This is a genomic window from Buchnera aphidicola (Aphis helianthi), assembly GCF_005083845.1.
GTDB lineage: Bacteria > Pseudomonadota > Gammaproteobacteria > Enterobacterales > Enterobacteriaceae > Buchnera > Buchnera aphidicola_AW.
Genome location: NZ_CP034894.1, coordinates 249751 through 267107, shown reverse-complemented (window position 1 = coordinate 267107; position 17357 = coordinate 249751). Strand labels below are relative to the sequence as shown.

The 17357-nt window shown below is 23.8% G+C and carries 13 protein-coding genes; 3 read left to right on the top strand and 10 right to left on the bottom strand.

Features of this window, described 5'->3' with window-relative positions:
* Positions 1 to 44: 44 nt before the first annotated feature.
* On the top strand, positions 45 to 1757 hold the full coding sequence (locus tag D9V62_RS01225; RefSeq protein ID WP_158340000.1) for a proline--tRNA ligase: 1713 nt from the start codon (positions 45 to 47) through the stop codon (positions 1755 to 1757).
* A 54-nt stretch (positions 1758 to 1811) separates the two neighbouring features.
* On the opposite strand, the gene dnaE is transcribed toward D9V62_RS01225, so the two are convergent.
* The 9 genes from dnaE to rpsB form a co-directional block, all read right to left on the bottom strand.
* Entirely contained in the window at positions 1812 to 5276 is a 3465-nt protein-coding gene (gene dnaE / locus D9V62_RS01220) for a DNA polymerase III subunit alpha (protein WP_158339999.1), read from the bottom strand.
* Positions 5277 to 5305: 29 nt separating this feature from the next.
* The gene (gene fabZ / locus D9V62_RS01215; RefSeq protein WP_158339998.1) at positions 5306 to 5767 is read right to left on the bottom strand and encodes a 3-hydroxyacyl-ACP dehydratase FabZ; all 462 of its coding nucleotides are present in this window, start codon (positions 5765 to 5767) and stop codon (positions 5306 to 5308) included.
* A gap of 100 nt (positions 5768 to 5867) precedes the next feature.
* The gene (gene bamA, locus D9V62_RS01210; RefSeq protein WP_261979513.1) at positions 5868 to 8273 is read right to left on the bottom strand and encodes an outer membrane protein assembly factor BamA; all 2406 of its coding nucleotides are present in this window, start codon (positions 8271 to 8273) and stop codon (positions 5868 to 5870) included.
* A gap of 188 nt (positions 8274 to 8461) precedes the next feature.
* Positions 8462 to 9208, bottom strand: coding sequence for a polyprenyl diphosphate synthase (gene uppS / locus D9V62_RS01205; protein ID WP_158339996.1), 747 nt, complete (start codon positions 9206 to 9208; stop codon positions 8462 to 8464).
* A 58-nt stretch (positions 9209 to 9266) separates the two neighbouring features.
* A complete protein-coding gene (gene ispC / locus D9V62_RS01200; RefSeq protein WP_158339995.1) occupies positions 9267 to 10463 on the bottom strand; it encodes a 1-deoxy-D-xylulose-5-phosphate reductoisomerase in 1197 nt (398 codons plus the stop codon).
* A gap of 82 nt (positions 10464 to 10545) precedes the next feature.
* Positions 10546 to 11103 carry a ribosome recycling factor gene (frr, locus tag D9V62_RS01195; protein ID WP_158339994.1) on the bottom strand — a complete coding sequence of 186 codons (558 nt, stop codon included), beginning with the start codon at positions 11101 to 11103 and terminating at the stop codon, positions 10546 to 10548.
* An 86-nt stretch (positions 11104 to 11189) separates the two neighbouring features.
* Positions 11190 to 11915 (bottom strand): UMP kinase, encoded by a 726-nt coding sequence (pyrH, locus tag D9V62_RS01190; protein WP_158339993.1) that lies wholly within the window; start codon positions 11913 to 11915, stop codon positions 11190 to 11192.
* A gap of 71 nt (positions 11916 to 11986) precedes the next feature.
* Entirely contained in the window at positions 11987 to 12808 is an 822-nt protein-coding gene (gene tsf, locus D9V62_RS01185) for a translation elongation factor Ts (protein ID WP_158339992.1), read from the bottom strand.
* Between the two features lie 43 nt (positions 12809 to 12851).
* Positions 12852 to 13583, bottom strand: a complete 732-nt coding sequence (gene rpsB, locus D9V62_RS01180) for a 30S ribosomal protein S2 (protein WP_158339991.1) — start codon at positions 13581 to 13583, stop codon at positions 12852 to 12854.
* Between the two features lie 300 nt (positions 13584 to 13883).
* Here rpsB and map point away from each other — a divergent pair, with 300 nt between their 5' ends.
* On the top strand, positions 13884 to 14666 hold the full coding sequence (gene map / locus D9V62_RS01175; protein WP_158339990.1) for a type I methionyl aminopeptidase: 783 nt from the start codon (positions 13884 to 13886) through the stop codon (positions 14664 to 14666).
* Between the two features lie 51 nt (positions 14667 to 14717).
* The gene (gene dapD, locus D9V62_RS01170) at positions 14718 to 15542 is read left to right on the top strand and encodes a 2,3,4,5-tetrahydropyridine-2,6-dicarboxylate N-succinyltransferase (RefSeq protein ID WP_158339989.1); all 825 of its coding nucleotides are present in this window, start codon (positions 14718 to 14720) and stop codon (positions 15540 to 15542) included.
* 47 nt (positions 15543 to 15589) lie between these two features.
* Here dapD and degP read toward each other — a convergent pair whose 3' ends face one another.
* Entirely contained in the window at positions 15590 to 17041 is a 1452-nt protein-coding gene (gene degP, locus D9V62_RS01165) for a serine endoprotease DegP (RefSeq protein WP_158339988.1), read from the bottom strand.
* Positions 17042 to 17357 lie beyond the last annotated feature (316 nt).

Sequence of the window (17357 nt, the reverse complement as noted above, 5' to 3'; positions counted from 1 at the left end):
CTTTAATTTTATATAACTTTTTATTTACATTGAGATCTTAATATATGCGTGCAACTCAATATTTACTACTAACTTTAAAAGAAACTCCTCATGATACTAAAATCATTAGTCATCAACTTATGTTAAGAAGTGGAATGATTAGAAAATTATCTTCAGGTTTATATATTTGGCTGCCAACAGGTTTAAGAGTTTTAAAAAAAATAAATAAAATTATTATAAATGAAATGAAAAAAATCAACGCATTAGAAATTTCTATGCCTATTATACAACCTGAAAAATTATGGGAAAAAAGTGGACGTTTAAATATATATGGAAAAGAGCTATTACAATTTTTTGATCGACGTAATCAAAAGTTTATATTAGGACCAACTAATGAAGAAGTTGTAACTCATTTGATTGGCAATGAAATCCGTTCATATCAAGATTTACCATTAATTATATACCAAATTCAAACTAAATTTAGAGATGAAATACGTCCAAGATTTGGAATTATTAGATCTCGTGAATTTACTATGAAAGATGCTTATTCTTTTCATATTAATAAATCTTGCTTAAAACAAACTTATGATAAATTTTATCAAAGTTATATTAACATATTTAATACAATGCAACTTCAATTTAGAGTAGTTAATGCTGATTCCGGATCAATGGGTGGTAAAATTTCTCATGAATTTCAAGCATTATCTGAGAATGGAGAAGATGAGATAGTATTTTCAAAAAATACATTATATTCTTCTAATGTTAATACAGCTCAATCAATAGAATCTATTAATTTTTTTAAAAAAAATAATAACAATATTCATAATAAGATTAAAAGTATAAAATCTATTAAAAGTATTCATGAAATTCAAAACCTTACCAAAAATTTAGTAAAAACCATTTTAGTTCGAACTCGTAAAAATGAAAAGTTTTCGTTTGCTGCTGTACTAATAAAATCAGAACATGAATTAAACTTATTTAAATTAGAAAAAATTGATATTTTTGAAAAACCATTAAAATTAATGAATGAAGAAGAAATTATTTCATCAACGGGAATTCAAAAAAAGTTTTTAGGACCTTTAAATTTAAATGTTCCTATATTTGCTGATGTTTCAGTATACTATATGGAGAATTTTACTATTGGAGCAAATATTAATAATAAATTTTTTATTAATGTAAACTGGAATATAGATATTCAAATTCCAACTATTGTTGATATTAGAAATATTACAGAAAATGATGTAGGACCAGACGGTTTAAAATCTTTAGAAATTAAAAAAAGTATTGAAATTGGACATATATTTCAATTAGAACAAGAATATTCTAAAAAAATGAATATATTAGTAAAAGATAAATTGGGAAAACAAAAAAATTTATATATGGGGTGTTATGGAATTGGAATAACAAGAATTATTGCTGCTATCATTGAACAGAATTATGATGATAAGGGTATTATTTGGCCAAATTCTATTGCTCCTTTTCAAGTAGCTATTTTACCCATTAATATAAATAATTGTCAACAAACTAAAAGAGTTACAGAAGAATTATATAAATTAATTAAAAATGAAAAAATAGACGTAATTTTAGATGATAGAAATAAAAGACCAGGTATAATGTTTAATGAAATAGATTTACTGGGTATTCCTCATCAAATTATTGTTAGTCAACGTAACATAAGTAAAAACAGTGTTGAGTATCGAGAAAGAAGAAATAAAAAAAATATTCTCATTAATATACAAGATATTATTTCTTTTTTAAAAAATAAATTAAAATATTAAAATCATTTTCTTATATTAAGAAAAAAATGAAAAAAATTTTATAAAATATTTAATTTAATAAAATTTTAATTGTATTTTTTCTGATCCAACTAAAAATTTTAGTTCATTCAAAAACTCATTATTAACAGTAATATAAAAATTCTCTTTTTTGATGAAATTAAAAGATAATTTGACTGTTTTACAAAAAAGATCAACAAAAATACTTCCTTTATCTTGTTTTTCTAATAACTGATATATTTTTTTTAAAAAAAGTTCATCGTTTTGTTGCGTTAATATAATAATTAACTTTTGAACATATTTTTCTCTTGCTAGCATTAAATTCATAATATCATGTGCTATTATTTTTGAATTCCTAGTTAAATCGATTGTTCCTTGAATTATTAAAATTTCATTTACTTTAATTAGATGTTCAAATAAATTGAATACTTTCTTAAATATTAGAACTTCTATACGGCTAGTATAATTATCTAATATCAGTATAACTATTTTATTTTTATTTTTTGTTGTTTTTACTTTAACTGAAACTACGATCCCTGAAACTATTTTAATTTTATTACTAAACTTTAGTTTTGAAATTTTTAATTTATTTATATAATGTTTTAATTCTTTTTCATACTGATTAATAGGGTGTGCTGTTAAATAAAAACCTAAAACTTGATATTCATTCTTTAATTGATCTTTTTCAAAATAAGAGGATTGAGATAAATTATTTTTTTTTATTATTTTCAATTCATCTTGAAACGTACCAAAAAGACTGGCTTGTCCATTATTTTTAATTCTTTTATGCTCTTTTCCAACTTTAATAGCATTTTCAATTAAATTAAGTAACTGATTTCTATTTTTATTAATAGAATCCAAACTACCAGACATAATTAGTTTTTCTAATATTCTACGATTTATCTTATTTAAATCACAACGAATACATAAATCAAACAAATCATAAAAACAACCATTTTTATCTCTTTCTTTAATAATACTTTTTATTGAATTTTCACCTATTCCTTTGATCGCACCAAGACCATAAATTATATTATTACTATAATCAACATAAAATTCATATTTACTTAAATTAAGATTTGGAGGAATAATTTTTAATTTCATATTAAACGCTTCATTTACTAGAATTATAATTTTTTCCGTATTATCTATATCAGAGTTCATAGTAGAAGCTATAAATTCTGCCGGATAATATGTTTTTAGCCATAATGTTTGATAAGATACTAAAGCGTAAGCTACAGAATGTGATTTATTAAATCCATATCCTGCAAATTTTTCTAGTAAATCAAAAATTTTTGTTGCTAAATTTATATTAATACTATTATGTTCACATCCTTTTAAAAAAATTTTTCTTTGCTTTTCCATGTCTTTTAAATCTTTTTTACTCATAGCACGTCTTAAAATATCAGCTTTTCCTAAAGTATAACCTGCTAAAATTTGAGCAATTTGCATTACTTGTTCTTGATATAAAATAATACCATAAGTAGATTCTAATACTGGTTTTAAAAGTATATGTTGCCATTTATGATCCGGATATGAAATTTTTTCATATCCATGTTTTCTATTTATAAAATTGTCTACCATTCCAGATTGTAATGGTCCGGGTCTAAAGAGTGCTAAAAGAGCAATAATATCTTCAAAGCAATCTGGTTTTAACTTTTTAATTAAATCTTTCATTCCATGAGATTCTAATTGAAAAATAGCTGTAGTTTTACATTTTTTTAATAAATAAAAACATTTTTTATCATTTAAAGAAATAGAATTAATATTAATTTTTTGTTGATTCGATAATAATCTTGAATTAATCATATCTACTGTACAACTAATTGTTGTTAATGTACGTAAACCAAGAAAATCAAATTTTAATAAACCAACGTACTCAATATCATTTTTATCAAATTGAGTAACAGGGTTATTTCCACTTTCATCACAATACAATGGACAAAAATCAGTGATCTTAGTAGGTGAAATTACAACTCCACCTGCATGTTTCCCAATATTTCGAGTTACTCCTTCTAACTTTTTAGATATATCAATTAATTTTTTTATATCTTCATCATTCTTATAAAGATTATATAACTCTGATTTACTAGAAAAAGCTTCGTCAAGTGTTATGCCTGGATCTAAAGGTACTAATTTAGATAAATTGTTAATAAATCCATAGGGATAACCTAAAACTCTTCCTACATCTCTAATTACAGCTTTTGCTGTCATTGTTCCAAAAGTAATAATTTGAGCTACTGCATTTCTCCCATACATATCTGAAACATGTTCAATTACTTTATCTCGCTTATCCATGCAAAAATCAATATCAAAATCAGGCAAAGAAATACGTTCTGGATTTAAAAATCGTTCAAATAATAAATTAAACAATAAAGGATCTATTTCTGTTATATTTAATACATATGCGACTAATGAACCTGCACCTGAACCTCTACCAGGTCCTACTGGAATATTATTATTTTTTGCCCATTGTATAAATTCCATAACAATTAAAAAATAACCAGGAAAACCCATTTTATTTATTATATTTAGTTCCATAACTAAACGATTTTTATATTTTAAATAAGTTTCTTTATCTATGTTAATATTAGAAAAAGATACTCTTAAACGTTTTTTTAATCCCTGTTTAGCTTTGTTAACTAAATAATCTTGTACACTTATTTTACCTGTTTGAAACTGTGGCAAAAAATATTTTCCAGAAGATATAAAAACATTGCAACGTTTTGCAATTTCTACACTATTTACTAATGCTTCAGGAATATCAGAAAAAAGATGAAATATTTGTTCTTCACTTTTAAGAAATTGATGTTTACTATAATTATTTTGAATTTTAGAATTTTTTAAGATTTCTCCTTCATGAATTGCGATTCTAATTTTATGAATCTTAAAATCTTCTTCGTTTAAAAAACAAACATCATTAGTTGCAACTACTGGAATACCTTTAGAATAAGATAAATCTACAGCTAAATGTAAATATTTTTCTTCATTTTTTCTTCCTGTTCGTATTAATTCTAAATAATAGCAAGAAGGAAAGTATGTTTCATAAAATTTTAAACAAGAGTATATTGATGTATATTGACTACGCAATAAAACTTTTCCAATTTCACCTTGGCATCCACCAGAAAGTAATATTAATCCATTATTAAGTTCTGTAAGCCACTTCTTTTTTATTGTTACAGATTTATTGTTAATATATCCTTTTTTATAAGAACGAGAAATTAATGTAATTAAATTTTTATATCCTTCTTGATTTGAAGCTAATATAGTTAGTTCTACTAAATCGTTTTTTATAAATTCTGAAACAAATTTTACTGTTGTTCCAATAATAGGTTTTAAACCCCATTTATGTGCAGAATTGTAAAATTTAATTACACCATACAAATTGCTAAAATCTGTAAGAGCTAGAGCCATCATATTAAAAGAAAATGCTTTTTTTACTAAATCTTCTGGTTTAGATAACCCATCAAATATTGAATAATCACTATGTACATGAAGATGAACAAATTTTAATGAACTCATTTATTTTCCAAACTTGATATAAAAATATTTTACTGAATATTAACTTTTTTATAAAAAAGAATAGTAGCATGACAAATATTTATATTATTTACTAATGCAATAGCTTTAAATTGAATTAAATTTTTTTTATTTTTAATATAAAATACTTCAATAAATATTTGATCGCCAGGAATAACATTTTTTTTAAATCTAGCATTTTCAATACCAACAAAATAGTATAATTTGTTGATATTTAAAATTCCTGTACTCTTATATATTAAAATAGCAGCTGCTTGAGTCATAGACTCAATAATTAAAACACCAGGAAAAATAGGTTTTTTTAAAAAATGTCCCTGAAAAAATGGCTCATTTATAGTACAATTTTTTAATGCTTTCACATAACAAAATATTTTAAAATCTAAAATTCGATCAATTAATAATAAAGGATAACGATGGGGTAAAATTTTTAAAATTTTTTTGATGTCTAAAATATTATGATTATAATTTAACATACTTACCTTATAAAAAATAACCAATTCAAATAACACATATTTTATAAATAAACCGTATATTTTTTAACAAATAATAATAAAAAATTTGATTTACTTTAAATTACCAATTTTTACCAATATTAAATTGAAACGCCTCTAACTGATTGCTTTGATTTGTATAAATAGGAAAAGCATAAGAAAATACTAACGGTCCAATAGGCGAAAACCACTGTAAAGACAAACCAATTGAAGAATAAATATTTTTTAAGCTACTAAAATCTATAAACTGTAAATTAGAATTATTTTTTTGTTGTTTCGATTTAGTATCCCAAATATTACCAGCATCTAAAAACAATGAAGACCTAAGAAAATTTGTATACTCTTCTTTAACAAATGGTATGGGCACAACTAATTCTAAATTAGTCATAATCATAGCATTTCCACCGACTGAGTCTAAAGATTCACAAAAATTATTGTTTTTATGTCCCAAACATTCTTTTAAATTATTAATAGCATCATTTTGCTTTGGACCAATAGTATTAACACGAAATCCACGAACATTATTAGAGCTATTTGAATGAAAATTTTCATAGAAAGGTAGTTTTTCTTTATTTAAACTATCTCCGAAACCAGCTCGAAAATGAGTTAAAAATATAAATTTTTTTTCTTCATCTAACGGTATATATTGTTCAGTATCTAATAAAAATTTATAAAAATTATCATCAGAACCAGGAATAGTATTTTTACCACTGAAATAAGTTTGATTACCAGAAACAGGAAAATAAACATTTCTTAAAGTATTATGTAAAAATGAATAATTTAAAGTAAAATTATTTACTAAACTATTTGTTAAAGACTTATCATCAAATTTTTGATTAATATTAGTTATAAAAATTTTTTTATTTTTTTGATGGACTAAACTAGTTGTATTAATTAAATTATCTGTGTTAATTAAACTATTTCTAGTATATCCAAAACCTACATTAAACCTATTAAATTCATCAATTAAAAAACTTAAATCACTTTCAAAACCAGCTGTTTGCTTTGTAAGCATTGATGTATCATTAAGATGATATTTAAAATTATTATAAAATAATCTCATATTTAAATTCGTACCATCATCGAAAAAATATGGATATGTAACTAGAAAATCTGCATATTTTTGATTGTCATTTTTAATAACACTAGCTTTAATAGAATTACCAGATCCCAATAAATTATCTTTTGAAAGAGATGCATTAAAACTTAAACCGCTATCTTTTCCATATCCTAATCCAAAATTTATAGTACCAGTAGGTTGCTCTTTTATTTCATAGGTAATATCAACTGCATTTTTTTTATGATATAAAAAATCTTTAGTAATTTTAATATCATAAAGATATTTAATTCTTTCTAGTGATTCTTTCCCTAAATCAATTAATTTTAAATTTAACCATTCACCTTCTATTTGTTTTATTTCACGACGCAAAACTGAATCTTGTGTTAACTCATTACCTATAAAACGTATTTTATTAACAAAATAACGTTGATTAATATTTATATTAAAATTTAAAATTATAGTTTTTTTCTTAAAATTTATTTGAGGATTAATTACAATTTGAGCATTAATATATCCATTTTCAGATAAAAAATACTTTATTTTATGAATGATTAAATCAATTTTTTCTTGATTATAAACTTCATTATGATTGATATTAATTAAATTTTTGATTTTTTTATAATACTGTAATGTATTTCCATTAATAAAAAATTGAGCAATGTTATATTTATTTCCTTCGGAAATGTGCAAAACAATATTAACTTTATTTTGATCTTTTAAAAAATTAATTGTTTTTTTATCTATATGAAAATAATAATATCCTTTGTTTAAATAAAACTTACTTAAGTTATTTAAATCTTTTTCTAATTGATCAGAATAATAAACACATTTGTCCAATAAATACCACCAGGGTGTATAATCTTTTAACTTAAATAAAGAAATTATTTCATCTCGAGAAAAATTTTTATTTCCCAAAATTTGAATACTATTTATTTGTGACAAATTTCCTTCATCAATTAATATTTTCAAATTAACTCTATTATTTGAAGAAAAAGTTGTTATCAATTTAATTTTTACTTTATATCGTCCAACATGATTATAAAATTTTTTTATATTTTCTATAAAAATATTTGTTAAATATGGATTATATTGTTTACCTATTTCAAATCCTAATTGATCAAGATATTTTTTTAAAATAGTATTTGTAATTACATGATTTCCTAAAAAATTAATATGATAGATTAAAGGTCGTTCTATTACTTTAAAAATAAGTGATTTTTCTGAACATAATACTTTAATATCTGCAAATTTTCCCGTTTGAAATAAAGATTTAATGCTGTTCTTAATATCATGTTCAGATATCTCACTACCAATATTAAACAAAATATTTTTCAATGCTTCCTCTTTTGAAAAATATCTTAATCCTTGAAATTCAATGTTTTTTATAGTCCATAGATTTTTTGAATAAATATTTATACTAAAAAACATTAAAAAAACCATAAAAAATTTTTTAATTAACATTATTGCAACTTTTCCTGCAATAGATCTAATACCTTACATGCTTTTATAGCATATAATCTAAAAGATATAATAAGAAATAAAAAATAAAATTTTGGTAATATTTAATATTATCAAAAAAATATTTTTAATAAAATTTAAATAATATTACCAATATTTTAATCTTTAATAAGTCCTCCAAAACGACGGTTTCGAGTACTAAAATAACTCATTGCATCTTGAAATACAAATCGATTGAAATCAGGCCATAAGACATCAGTAAAATATAATTCAGAATATGCTATTTGCCATAATAAAAAATTACTCAGTCTTTTCTCCCCTCCAGTTCTAATGACTAAATCTACTGGTAATAAACTACTAGTAGACAAATATTGAGAAAACGTTTTTTCTTCAATTTGATTAATATTTAAATCTCCATTGTGAACAGCAGTTATTATTTTCTTTACACCTTGCACTATATCCCATTTACCACCATAATTTGCAGCAATATTTAAAATCAAACCACTATTATTTAAAGTAATTTTTTCTGCTTGATAAATACACGATTGTAATTCTTCACTAAAAAACGTTAAATCACCAATTACTTTAAGACAAATATTATATTTATTTAAATATTTTAGTTCATTTTTTAATGCAAATAAAAATAATTTAATCAAAGATACTACTTCTAATTTCGGACGTTTCCAGTTTTCACTACTAAAAGTATATAATGTTAATACTTCTATTTTATTTTGAATAGCAAATTTAATTGCTTCTTTAACTGCTTTAAAACCTGCTTTATGACCTAAGGTACGTATTTTACCTTTTTTTTGAGCCCATCTTCCATTTCCATCCATAATAATAGCAATATGACGAGGTATTTTTTTTCTTAATGTTGTTTTGGGTTGTAAATATTTACATAACATTAAATATATATTTCTCTTATAAATAAAATTAATTTAAAATAAAAATATTATTATTTGTTTAATTAATTAAAGTTAATATTTTTTTTTCTGTTTTTATTCTAGTTTTTTTATCGATTTCTAAAATTTCTTCAACGGAAGTAGGTTCTAAAAAAGAAGAGGATATTAAAATATCACTATTTATTTCATAAATTTTATTAAATTGAATTTTTGAATGTAAAAAAGCAGATACGGAAATCTCATTAGCAGCATTTAAAACTGTCATTGCTGATTGACCATTCGAAAAAGCATCAATTGCTAATTTTAAACATGGAAATTGTATAAAATCTGGTTCAAAAAAATTTAAATACTTCAATTTTTTAAAATTTAAAAAATCAGAACCGGAAGCAATACGATTAGGAAATGACATCGCATATGAAATAGCAACTTTCATATCTGGAATTGAAAGTTGAGCTAATACTGAACCATCAATATATTCTACCATAGAATGAATAATTGACTGAGGATGAATTAAAATATTAATTTCACTATCTGAGGCATTAAATAACCATCTTGCTTCAGCATATTCTAAACCTTTGTTTATCATAGTTGCTGAATCTACTGATATTTTTTTTCCCATTGACCAATTCGGATGCATAAATGTTTGTTCAGGTTTAACAAAAGGTAAATTTTCTTTTTTTAAATTATACAATGGTCCACCTGAACCAGTTAAAATAATAGATTTAATACCATTTTCTTTTAAATTAACTTTTCCTAAATTTTTTTGTAAACGTTTAGGTAAAACCTGAAAAATAGCATTATGTTCGCTATCTATAGGAATTATTTTAGCATCGTGAAAAGACACAGCATTCATAAATATATGACCACAAGTAATTAAAGATTCTTTATTAGCTAATAAAATTGTTTTTCCAGCATATATAGCCGATAAAGTAGGCATTAAACCTGCCATTCCAACAATTGCAGATACTACAACATCATTATCTTCCAAAGAAGCTAGTGCACAAATTTCTTTAATTCCAGATAAAACTTGTGTTTTAATTTTTTTCTCTTTAAGTTTTATTCTAAGTATATTTGCAGATCTTTCATTTTTCATAGCTACCCAATCAGGAGAAAAAAATTCACATTGCTTCAACATCATAGAAAAATTTTTATTTGCAACTAAGGCGACTATTTTAAATAAATTAGGATGTTTTTTAATAATAGATATTGTACTAATACCAATAGAACCAGTTGAACCTAAAATTGTTATTTTTTTCATAAAACTTTTTATTATAAAAAATGTTTTTATTAATCTATTTAAGATATAAATATTAATTTTCACTTTTGTTGTTAATAATATATCAAAATTTCATCAATTCTTGTTCTTTTACGACCAAAATAGTTTCTATTTTCTTAATATATTCATCTGTTATTTTTTGAATCTTATTTTGTGCACTATGTTCTTGATCTGTTCCAATAATTTTATTTTTCAAATAAATTTTAATTTTTTCATTAGCATCTCTTCGAATATTTCGTATATAAATCCGAGTATTTTCTGCATTATTTCTTATAATTTTAACAAGGTTTCTTCTTCTTTCTTCTGTTAATCCTGGTATTGGTACAATTATATCTTTACCATGTATAATTGGATTTAAGTCAAGATTTGAATTCAAAATAGCTTTATTAATTAAATTTGTATTAGAACTATCAAATATATTAATTTTAAGAGTATGATAATCTTCAACTATTATATTAGATATTTGGAAAATTGGTACTTTAGAACCAAAATATTCAACATATATATTCTTGAGAAGTTCTGGAGATGCTCTTCCAGTTTTAATATTATTTACTTGAATTTGAAAATTTTTGATACATAGTTCCATTTTTTGATTACTGTTCATATAAATCTGATTAATCACATGATTACCTATCGGTTATATTTATTTTTTATTTATTATTAAGTTTATTCTTTTGAAATATTTTACGTATCTATAATTATTATATTTTATGTGGTAATAATAGTACCTTCATCATATCCTGTAACAATACGATATAAAGATTGAGGCTTATTAATATTAAAGACTCGAATGGGTAAATCATGATCTCTAGCTAAAGAAAAAGCAGATAAATCCATAACTTTTAGTTCTTTTTTAAGAACATCTTTGTATGTTAATTTTTTATAAAAAATTGCATGAGAATATTTTTTTGGATCTTTAGAATAAACTCCATCAACTTTTGTTCCTTTTAAAATAATATTTGATTGTGTTTCAATTCCACGTAAACATGCTGCTGAATCTGTGGTAAATAAAGGATTACCTATACCGGCAGCAAAAATTACTACACAATTATTACATAAAAGTTTTATTGCTCGTTTATAAGTATAAGTTTCGCATATACCATTCATTGGTATAGCAGACATGACATAAGAACGAATAGAGTAATAATGCATTATATCATGCATTGCTAAGCTATTAATTATCGTTGATAATATGCCAATATGATCAGATGCTATTCTATTTATACCAGTTTTAGATAAAGTTGAACCACGAAATAAATTTCCACTACCAATGACCAATCCTACTTGTACACCAATATTTAATACTAATTTTATTTCTTTAGCGATTTTTTTTAAAGAATTTATATCAATACCAAATTTATTCACTCCTTGTAATACTTCGCCACTTATTTTTAGTAAAATACGGGGGTATATAAATTTTATATTGGTTGACATTTTTTTTAATCCGAATATATTTTATGTATTAAATAAACATATATTTTCTTTAAAAGAAAATTATATCACTATTAATCAATATTTTTTTCATTAACTATATTTTCTCCTATTTCGAATCTATCAAAAGATACAACACTTCCATTATTTTCATTTAATATTTCACCTACTGTTTTATTTGGATCAATTATAAAATTTTGACCAACAAGTGAAATGTTATTAACAAACTTATTCATACGACCATCTACTATTTTTTGTAATATACTAGTGGGTTTTTTATAATTTTTTACTAATTCTAATTGAATATTATACTCTCTTTCAAAAATAGATTTAGGTACTTCATGTGGATATATATATTCAGGTTTACTTGCAGCTATATGCATTGCAATATTTTTTAATATATCTTGGTTTAAATTATTAGCACTAACTAATACACCAATGCGACCAGCATGTATATAAGAAAATATGTTATTACCTTTAATAATTTTAAATCGATTGATTTTAATATTTTCATCAAACTTAATAATCAATTCTGTTAATTGTTCTTCAAAATGTTTTTTTATATCATCAATTTTTATGATTTTATTAGATAATATTGATGAAATTATTTCTTTTCCTAAAGCAATAAATAATGCATCTTTTGAAACAAAATCAGTTTGACAATTTAACTCAATCATGGCTCCAGTATTATTTTCAATATTAGAAAATATTAAACCTTGATTTGTAGTATTTTGTAATTTTTTAGAAGCTTGCAATTTTCCTGATTTTCTCAAATTATCAATTGATAACTCAATATCTCCATTTTCTTCTATTAACGCTCGTTTACATTCCATAAAACCAACACCTGTACGTAATCTTAATTTTTTAACTAATTCAGCGCTAATATTAGTAGTCATATAGTTTTTCTCTTTTCAGTTTTGAAATACGAATATATATTAATTAAATATGTATATTTTCTTTTTCATTTATTAATACTTCAGATAATGAAGTTTGATGATTTGTTTTACAAATACTTATTGTTACAGCTTTTAAATATAGTGAAACAGATCTAATTGCGTCATCATTTCCCGGTATTATATAATCTACACCATCAGGATTAGAATTAGTATCTACGACAGCAAAAACAGGAATCCCTAAGTTATTTGCTTCTTGAATGGCAATATGTTCATGAGCAGCATCAATAACAAATAAACAATCTGGAAGACCTCCCATATTTTTTATACCACCCAAACTATTTTCTAATTTAAATAATTCACGTGTTCGTATTAATGCTTCTTTTTTTGTAAGTTTTAAAAAAGTACCATCTTTAGATTCTATTTCTAAATCTTTTAAGCGCTTAATAGATTGACGTACTGTTTTCCAATTAGTCAGCATACCTCCTAACCAACGATGATTAACATAAAATTGTTCGCAAATTATTGCTGTTTCTTTAATTTTTTTGCTAGCTGCTCTTTTTGTTCCAACAAATAATATTTTACCTTTTTTAACAGATATTTTTTTTAATTCTAATAAAGCAAAATTAAACATTGGAAGAGTTTTTTCTAAATTAATAATATGTACTTTATTTTTAGAACCAAAAATAAATGGTTTCATTTTCGGATTCCAATATCGGGTTTGATGTCCAAAATGAACCCCTGCTTTTAACATATCTCTCATTGATACAATTTCCATAACAATTCCTTAAATAAAAAGTATAAAACATAAATGTTTGATGAAATAAATAATTTTATAACGTTTATATCAAACAAGAAAAGACAAATATTTTAGCTAAATGTAATAATATTAAATATATTTAACAAATTGAATAAAATATATCATATTAGATACTTAAGAACAGCAATAATTATTAATGTGTTTCATTTTTTCTTTCAATTAATAATTAAATATTAAAATAAAAAATTTTTATAACTAAATTTTATAAACTATAATTTAAGCAAATTAAATTTAATTTATTTAAATTGGTTAAATATTATGAATTGTATAATAAAAAAAGAATCAGAAATAGAAAAAATGAGAATATCTGGAAAACTAGCTGCACAAGTATTAGAAATGATTGAAGCATATATTCAACCAAATATAAGTACAGAAGAACTAAATGATATTTGTCATGATTTTATTAAGCAAAACAATGCCATTCCAGCTTGCTTAGGATATCATGGTTTTCCAAAATCTGTCTGTATTTCTGTTAATGATGTTGTATGCCACGGTATTCCAAATAAAAATCAAATTTTAAAAATAGGAGATATAGTAAACATTGATGTTACAGTTATTAAAAACAATTATTATGCTGATACCTCAAAAATGTTTTTTGTAGGTAAAACAAATACGTTATCTAAACGTTTATGTAAAGTTGCTCAAGAAAGCCTTTATGCTTCTTTAAATATAATTAAACCAGGAATACCACTTTATAAAATTGGAGAAATAATTGAAAATTATGTTGAGAATAATGGTTTTTCAGTTGTAAAAGAATATTGTGGGCATGGAATCGGTGCTTCATTTCACGAAGAACCACATATATTACACTATAAAAATAATAATAAAATATTATTAGAAAAAGGAATGATTTTTACTATTGAACCTATGGTTAATGCAGGAAAATCAGAAGTCAAATGTATGAAAGATGGATGGACTGTAAAAACAAAAGATCACTCATTATCTGCTCAATACGAGCATACTATATTGGTCACAAATAATGGATGTGATATTTTAACATGGCAAAAACATGAAAAAATACTTCCTAGTTTCATTAATTAATAAAATTAAATTTTTTATATAACAAAATATAGTAAATTAGGATAATTTATAATGAAAAAATTTCAACAAATAATTGAAAATGCTTATGAACATAGAAATGAAATAAATTTTAAAACTATTAATGCTGAAACTTATGAAACAATCACTTATATAATTAAATTATTAAATAAAGGAAAAATTCGTATTTCAGAAAAACAAGATAATACATGGATTACTCATCAATGGTTAAAAAAAGCAATTTTATTATATATATATTTTACAAAAAATAATATTTTTATAGGTGAAAATACTAATTATTACGATAAAATTCCACTTAAATATAATAAATATACTGAAGAAAATTTTAAAAAAGAAAAAGTTCGTATAGTACCTCAGGCTACTATTAGATATGGCGCATTCATTAATCGTAATACAGTAGTTATGCCATCATACGTTAATATAGGTGCATATATAGATGAAGGAACTATGATTGATACATGGGCCACTGTAGGATCCTGTGCTCAAATCGGAAAAAATGTACACTTATCAGGAGGAGTTGGTATAGGTGGGGTATTAGAGCCTCTACAAAATAATCCCACTATAATTGAAGATAATTGTTTTATTGGTGCTCGTTCTGAAATTGTAGAAGGGGTAATTGTAGAAAAAGGTTCTGTAATATCTATGGGTGTTTTTATTGGTCAAAGTACTAAAATTTATAATAGAGAAACAGAAGAAATTTCTTATGGACGAATTCCTGCTAATTCTGTTGTAGTCTCAGGAAGTTTACCATCACAAAATAAAAAATATAATTTATATTCTGCAATTATTGTCAAAAAAGTAGATTGTAAGACAATGAGCAAAGTAGAAATTAATCAATTATTACGTAATTTAAAATAATATAGAAAACCGCCCGTATGAAAAAATCGGGCGGAATTATATAAAAATTATTCATTTACTAATTGTTCAGTTACTAAGTAAATATTAGAATTTCCTCTTTTTACTCCAAAAACTAATACATGTGGCTTGGAATCTAATTCGTGTTTCAAATCATCTAAATTATTTATTAGTTTTTGATTAACCTCTAGAATAATATCATCTTTTTTAAAGCCAATTTTTGCAGCTGAAGTATGTATTTTAACATCTTCTACTTTTACGCCTTTTTTCTGATGATCTAATATATAATTAGATAAATTAGCACCTTCGAGACCTATATAAATCTCGCCAAAATTAATACTATTTTTAAAAGATGGTTTTAATTCAACAATAATATCTTTAATTTTACCATTTCGGAAAATTCCTAGCTCCATTTTAGTAGTCACTGGTAAAGATCCAATTTCAGCACGTAATGCTGCAAAACTGTAAATAGGTTTTTTATTTAAAGATATAATAATATCTCCAGCTTTAATACCTGCTTGAAATGCAGAGGAGTTAGGTAAAACTTGACTAATAAAAGCACCTTTTTGAGTGTTAATTTTCATGATTTTTGCTAAATCAGAATTTAATTCCATACCTATTATTCCTAACTCACCACGTCTTACTTGTCCAAATTGAACTATTTGTGCAGTAAGATTTTTAACCATGTTTCCAGGAATAGCAAAACCAATACCTATATTACCCCCATCTGGAGCTAATATTGCAGTGTTAATACCTATTAATTCACCATTTAAATTAACCAATGCTCCTCCAGAATTACCTCTGTTAATAGCAGCATCAGTTTGAATAAAATTTTCGTAATGTTCAATGTTTAGTCCGCTTCTGCCTAAAGCAGAAATAATACCAGATGTCACAGTTTCACCAAGACCATACGGGTTACCTATAGCTACAGTATAATCACCAACTCTTAGAGAGTCAGAATCTGCAATTTTAATTGCACTTAAATTGTTTGCATTTTTTAATTGTATTAAAGCAATATCAGATCTTGGATCTTTTCCAATTACATGAGCTGCATAGCGACGTCCATCACTTAATTGTACTTGTATTTTATTTGCATTTTCTACAACGTGATTATTAGTAACAGCATATCCTTTTTCAGCATCAATAATAACACCTGATCCTAGCGCATGAAACTTTTCATTTGTATTATCGGAATTTGGATTAGAATGACAAAAAGGAGAATTCCGAAAAGGTGAATTACCTTGGCAAAAAGGAGAATTATCACCAAAAAATGGTTGAAATTGATGAGGTAATCGAGACGTTTGAATTGTATTATTACCTTCAATATTAATACTAATTACTGAAGGCATTACTTTTTCTAACATAGGTGCTAAACTAGGAATAATTTGTGTTGAGGATATATTATTAGAAGTAACATTTGCATTTCCCCAAGACATTCCAAAACTTAGTAATAGAGTTAAAATAAATACTGTCCCGCGTAATACTATATTTATTCTTTTCATTATTTCTTTCTCATAAATTACAATCTAATCTTGATAAAACGAATAACAATTAAAATTATCAATTGAAATAAAATTTTAGTATACACTCCATCATCCATTAACTCCATCGATCGTTATCAGATAAATAAAAAAACTTTTAATAAACAATTAAAAATTTGTAATTTTATAAATATTTATTTTTTATGTAAATTTATAAATATTTATATAAAATAAATTAAATTGTATTTTTTCTATATAACATTTTTTGTTTAAAAAAAATGGTTTTATAATTATGATCTTAAATAAGATAATTAAAATCTTTTTATATTGCTTGATA

Coding starts and splice junctions, on each gene's coding strand:
- D9V62_RS01225 (WP_158340000.1), top strand. CDS start 45: ATGCGTGCAACTCAATATTTACTACTAACTTTAAAAGAAACTCCTCAT.
- dnaE (WP_158339999.1), bottom strand. CDS start 5,276: ATGAGTTCATTAAAATTTGTTCATCTTCATGTACATAGTGATTATTCA.
- fabZ (WP_158339998.1), bottom strand. CDS start 5,767: ATGTTAAATTATAATCATAATATTTTAGACATCAAAAAAATTTTAAAA.
- bamA (WP_261979513.1), bottom strand. CDS start 8,273: ATGTTTTTTAGTATAAATATTTATTCAAAAAATCTATGGACTATAAAA.
- uppS (WP_158339996.1), bottom strand. CDS start 9,208: ATGTTATGTAAATATTTACAACCCAAAACAACATTAAGAAAAAAAATA.
- ispC (WP_158339995.1), bottom strand. CDS start 10,463: ATGAAAAAAATAACAATTTTAGGTTCAACTGGTTCTATTGGTATTAGT.
- pyrH (WP_158339993.1), bottom strand. CDS start 11,915: ATGTCAACCAATATAAAATTTATATACCCCCGTATTTTACTAAAAATA.
- tsf (WP_158339992.1), bottom strand. CDS start 12,808: ATGACTACTAATATTAGCGCTGAATTAGTTAAAAAATTAAGATTACGT.
- rpsB (WP_158339991.1), bottom strand. CDS start 13,583: ATGGAAATTGTATCAATGAGAGATATGTTAAAAGCAGGGGTTCATTTT.
- map (WP_158339990.1), top strand. CDS start 13,884: ATGAATTGTATAATAAAAAAAGAATCAGAAATAGAAAAAATGAGAATA.
- dapD (WP_158339989.1), top strand. CDS start 14,718: ATGAAAAAATTTCAACAAATAATTGAAAATGCTTATGAACATAGAAAT.
- degP (WP_158339988.1), bottom strand. CDS start 17,041: ATGAAAAGAATAAATATAGTATTACGCGGGACAGTATTTATTTTAACT.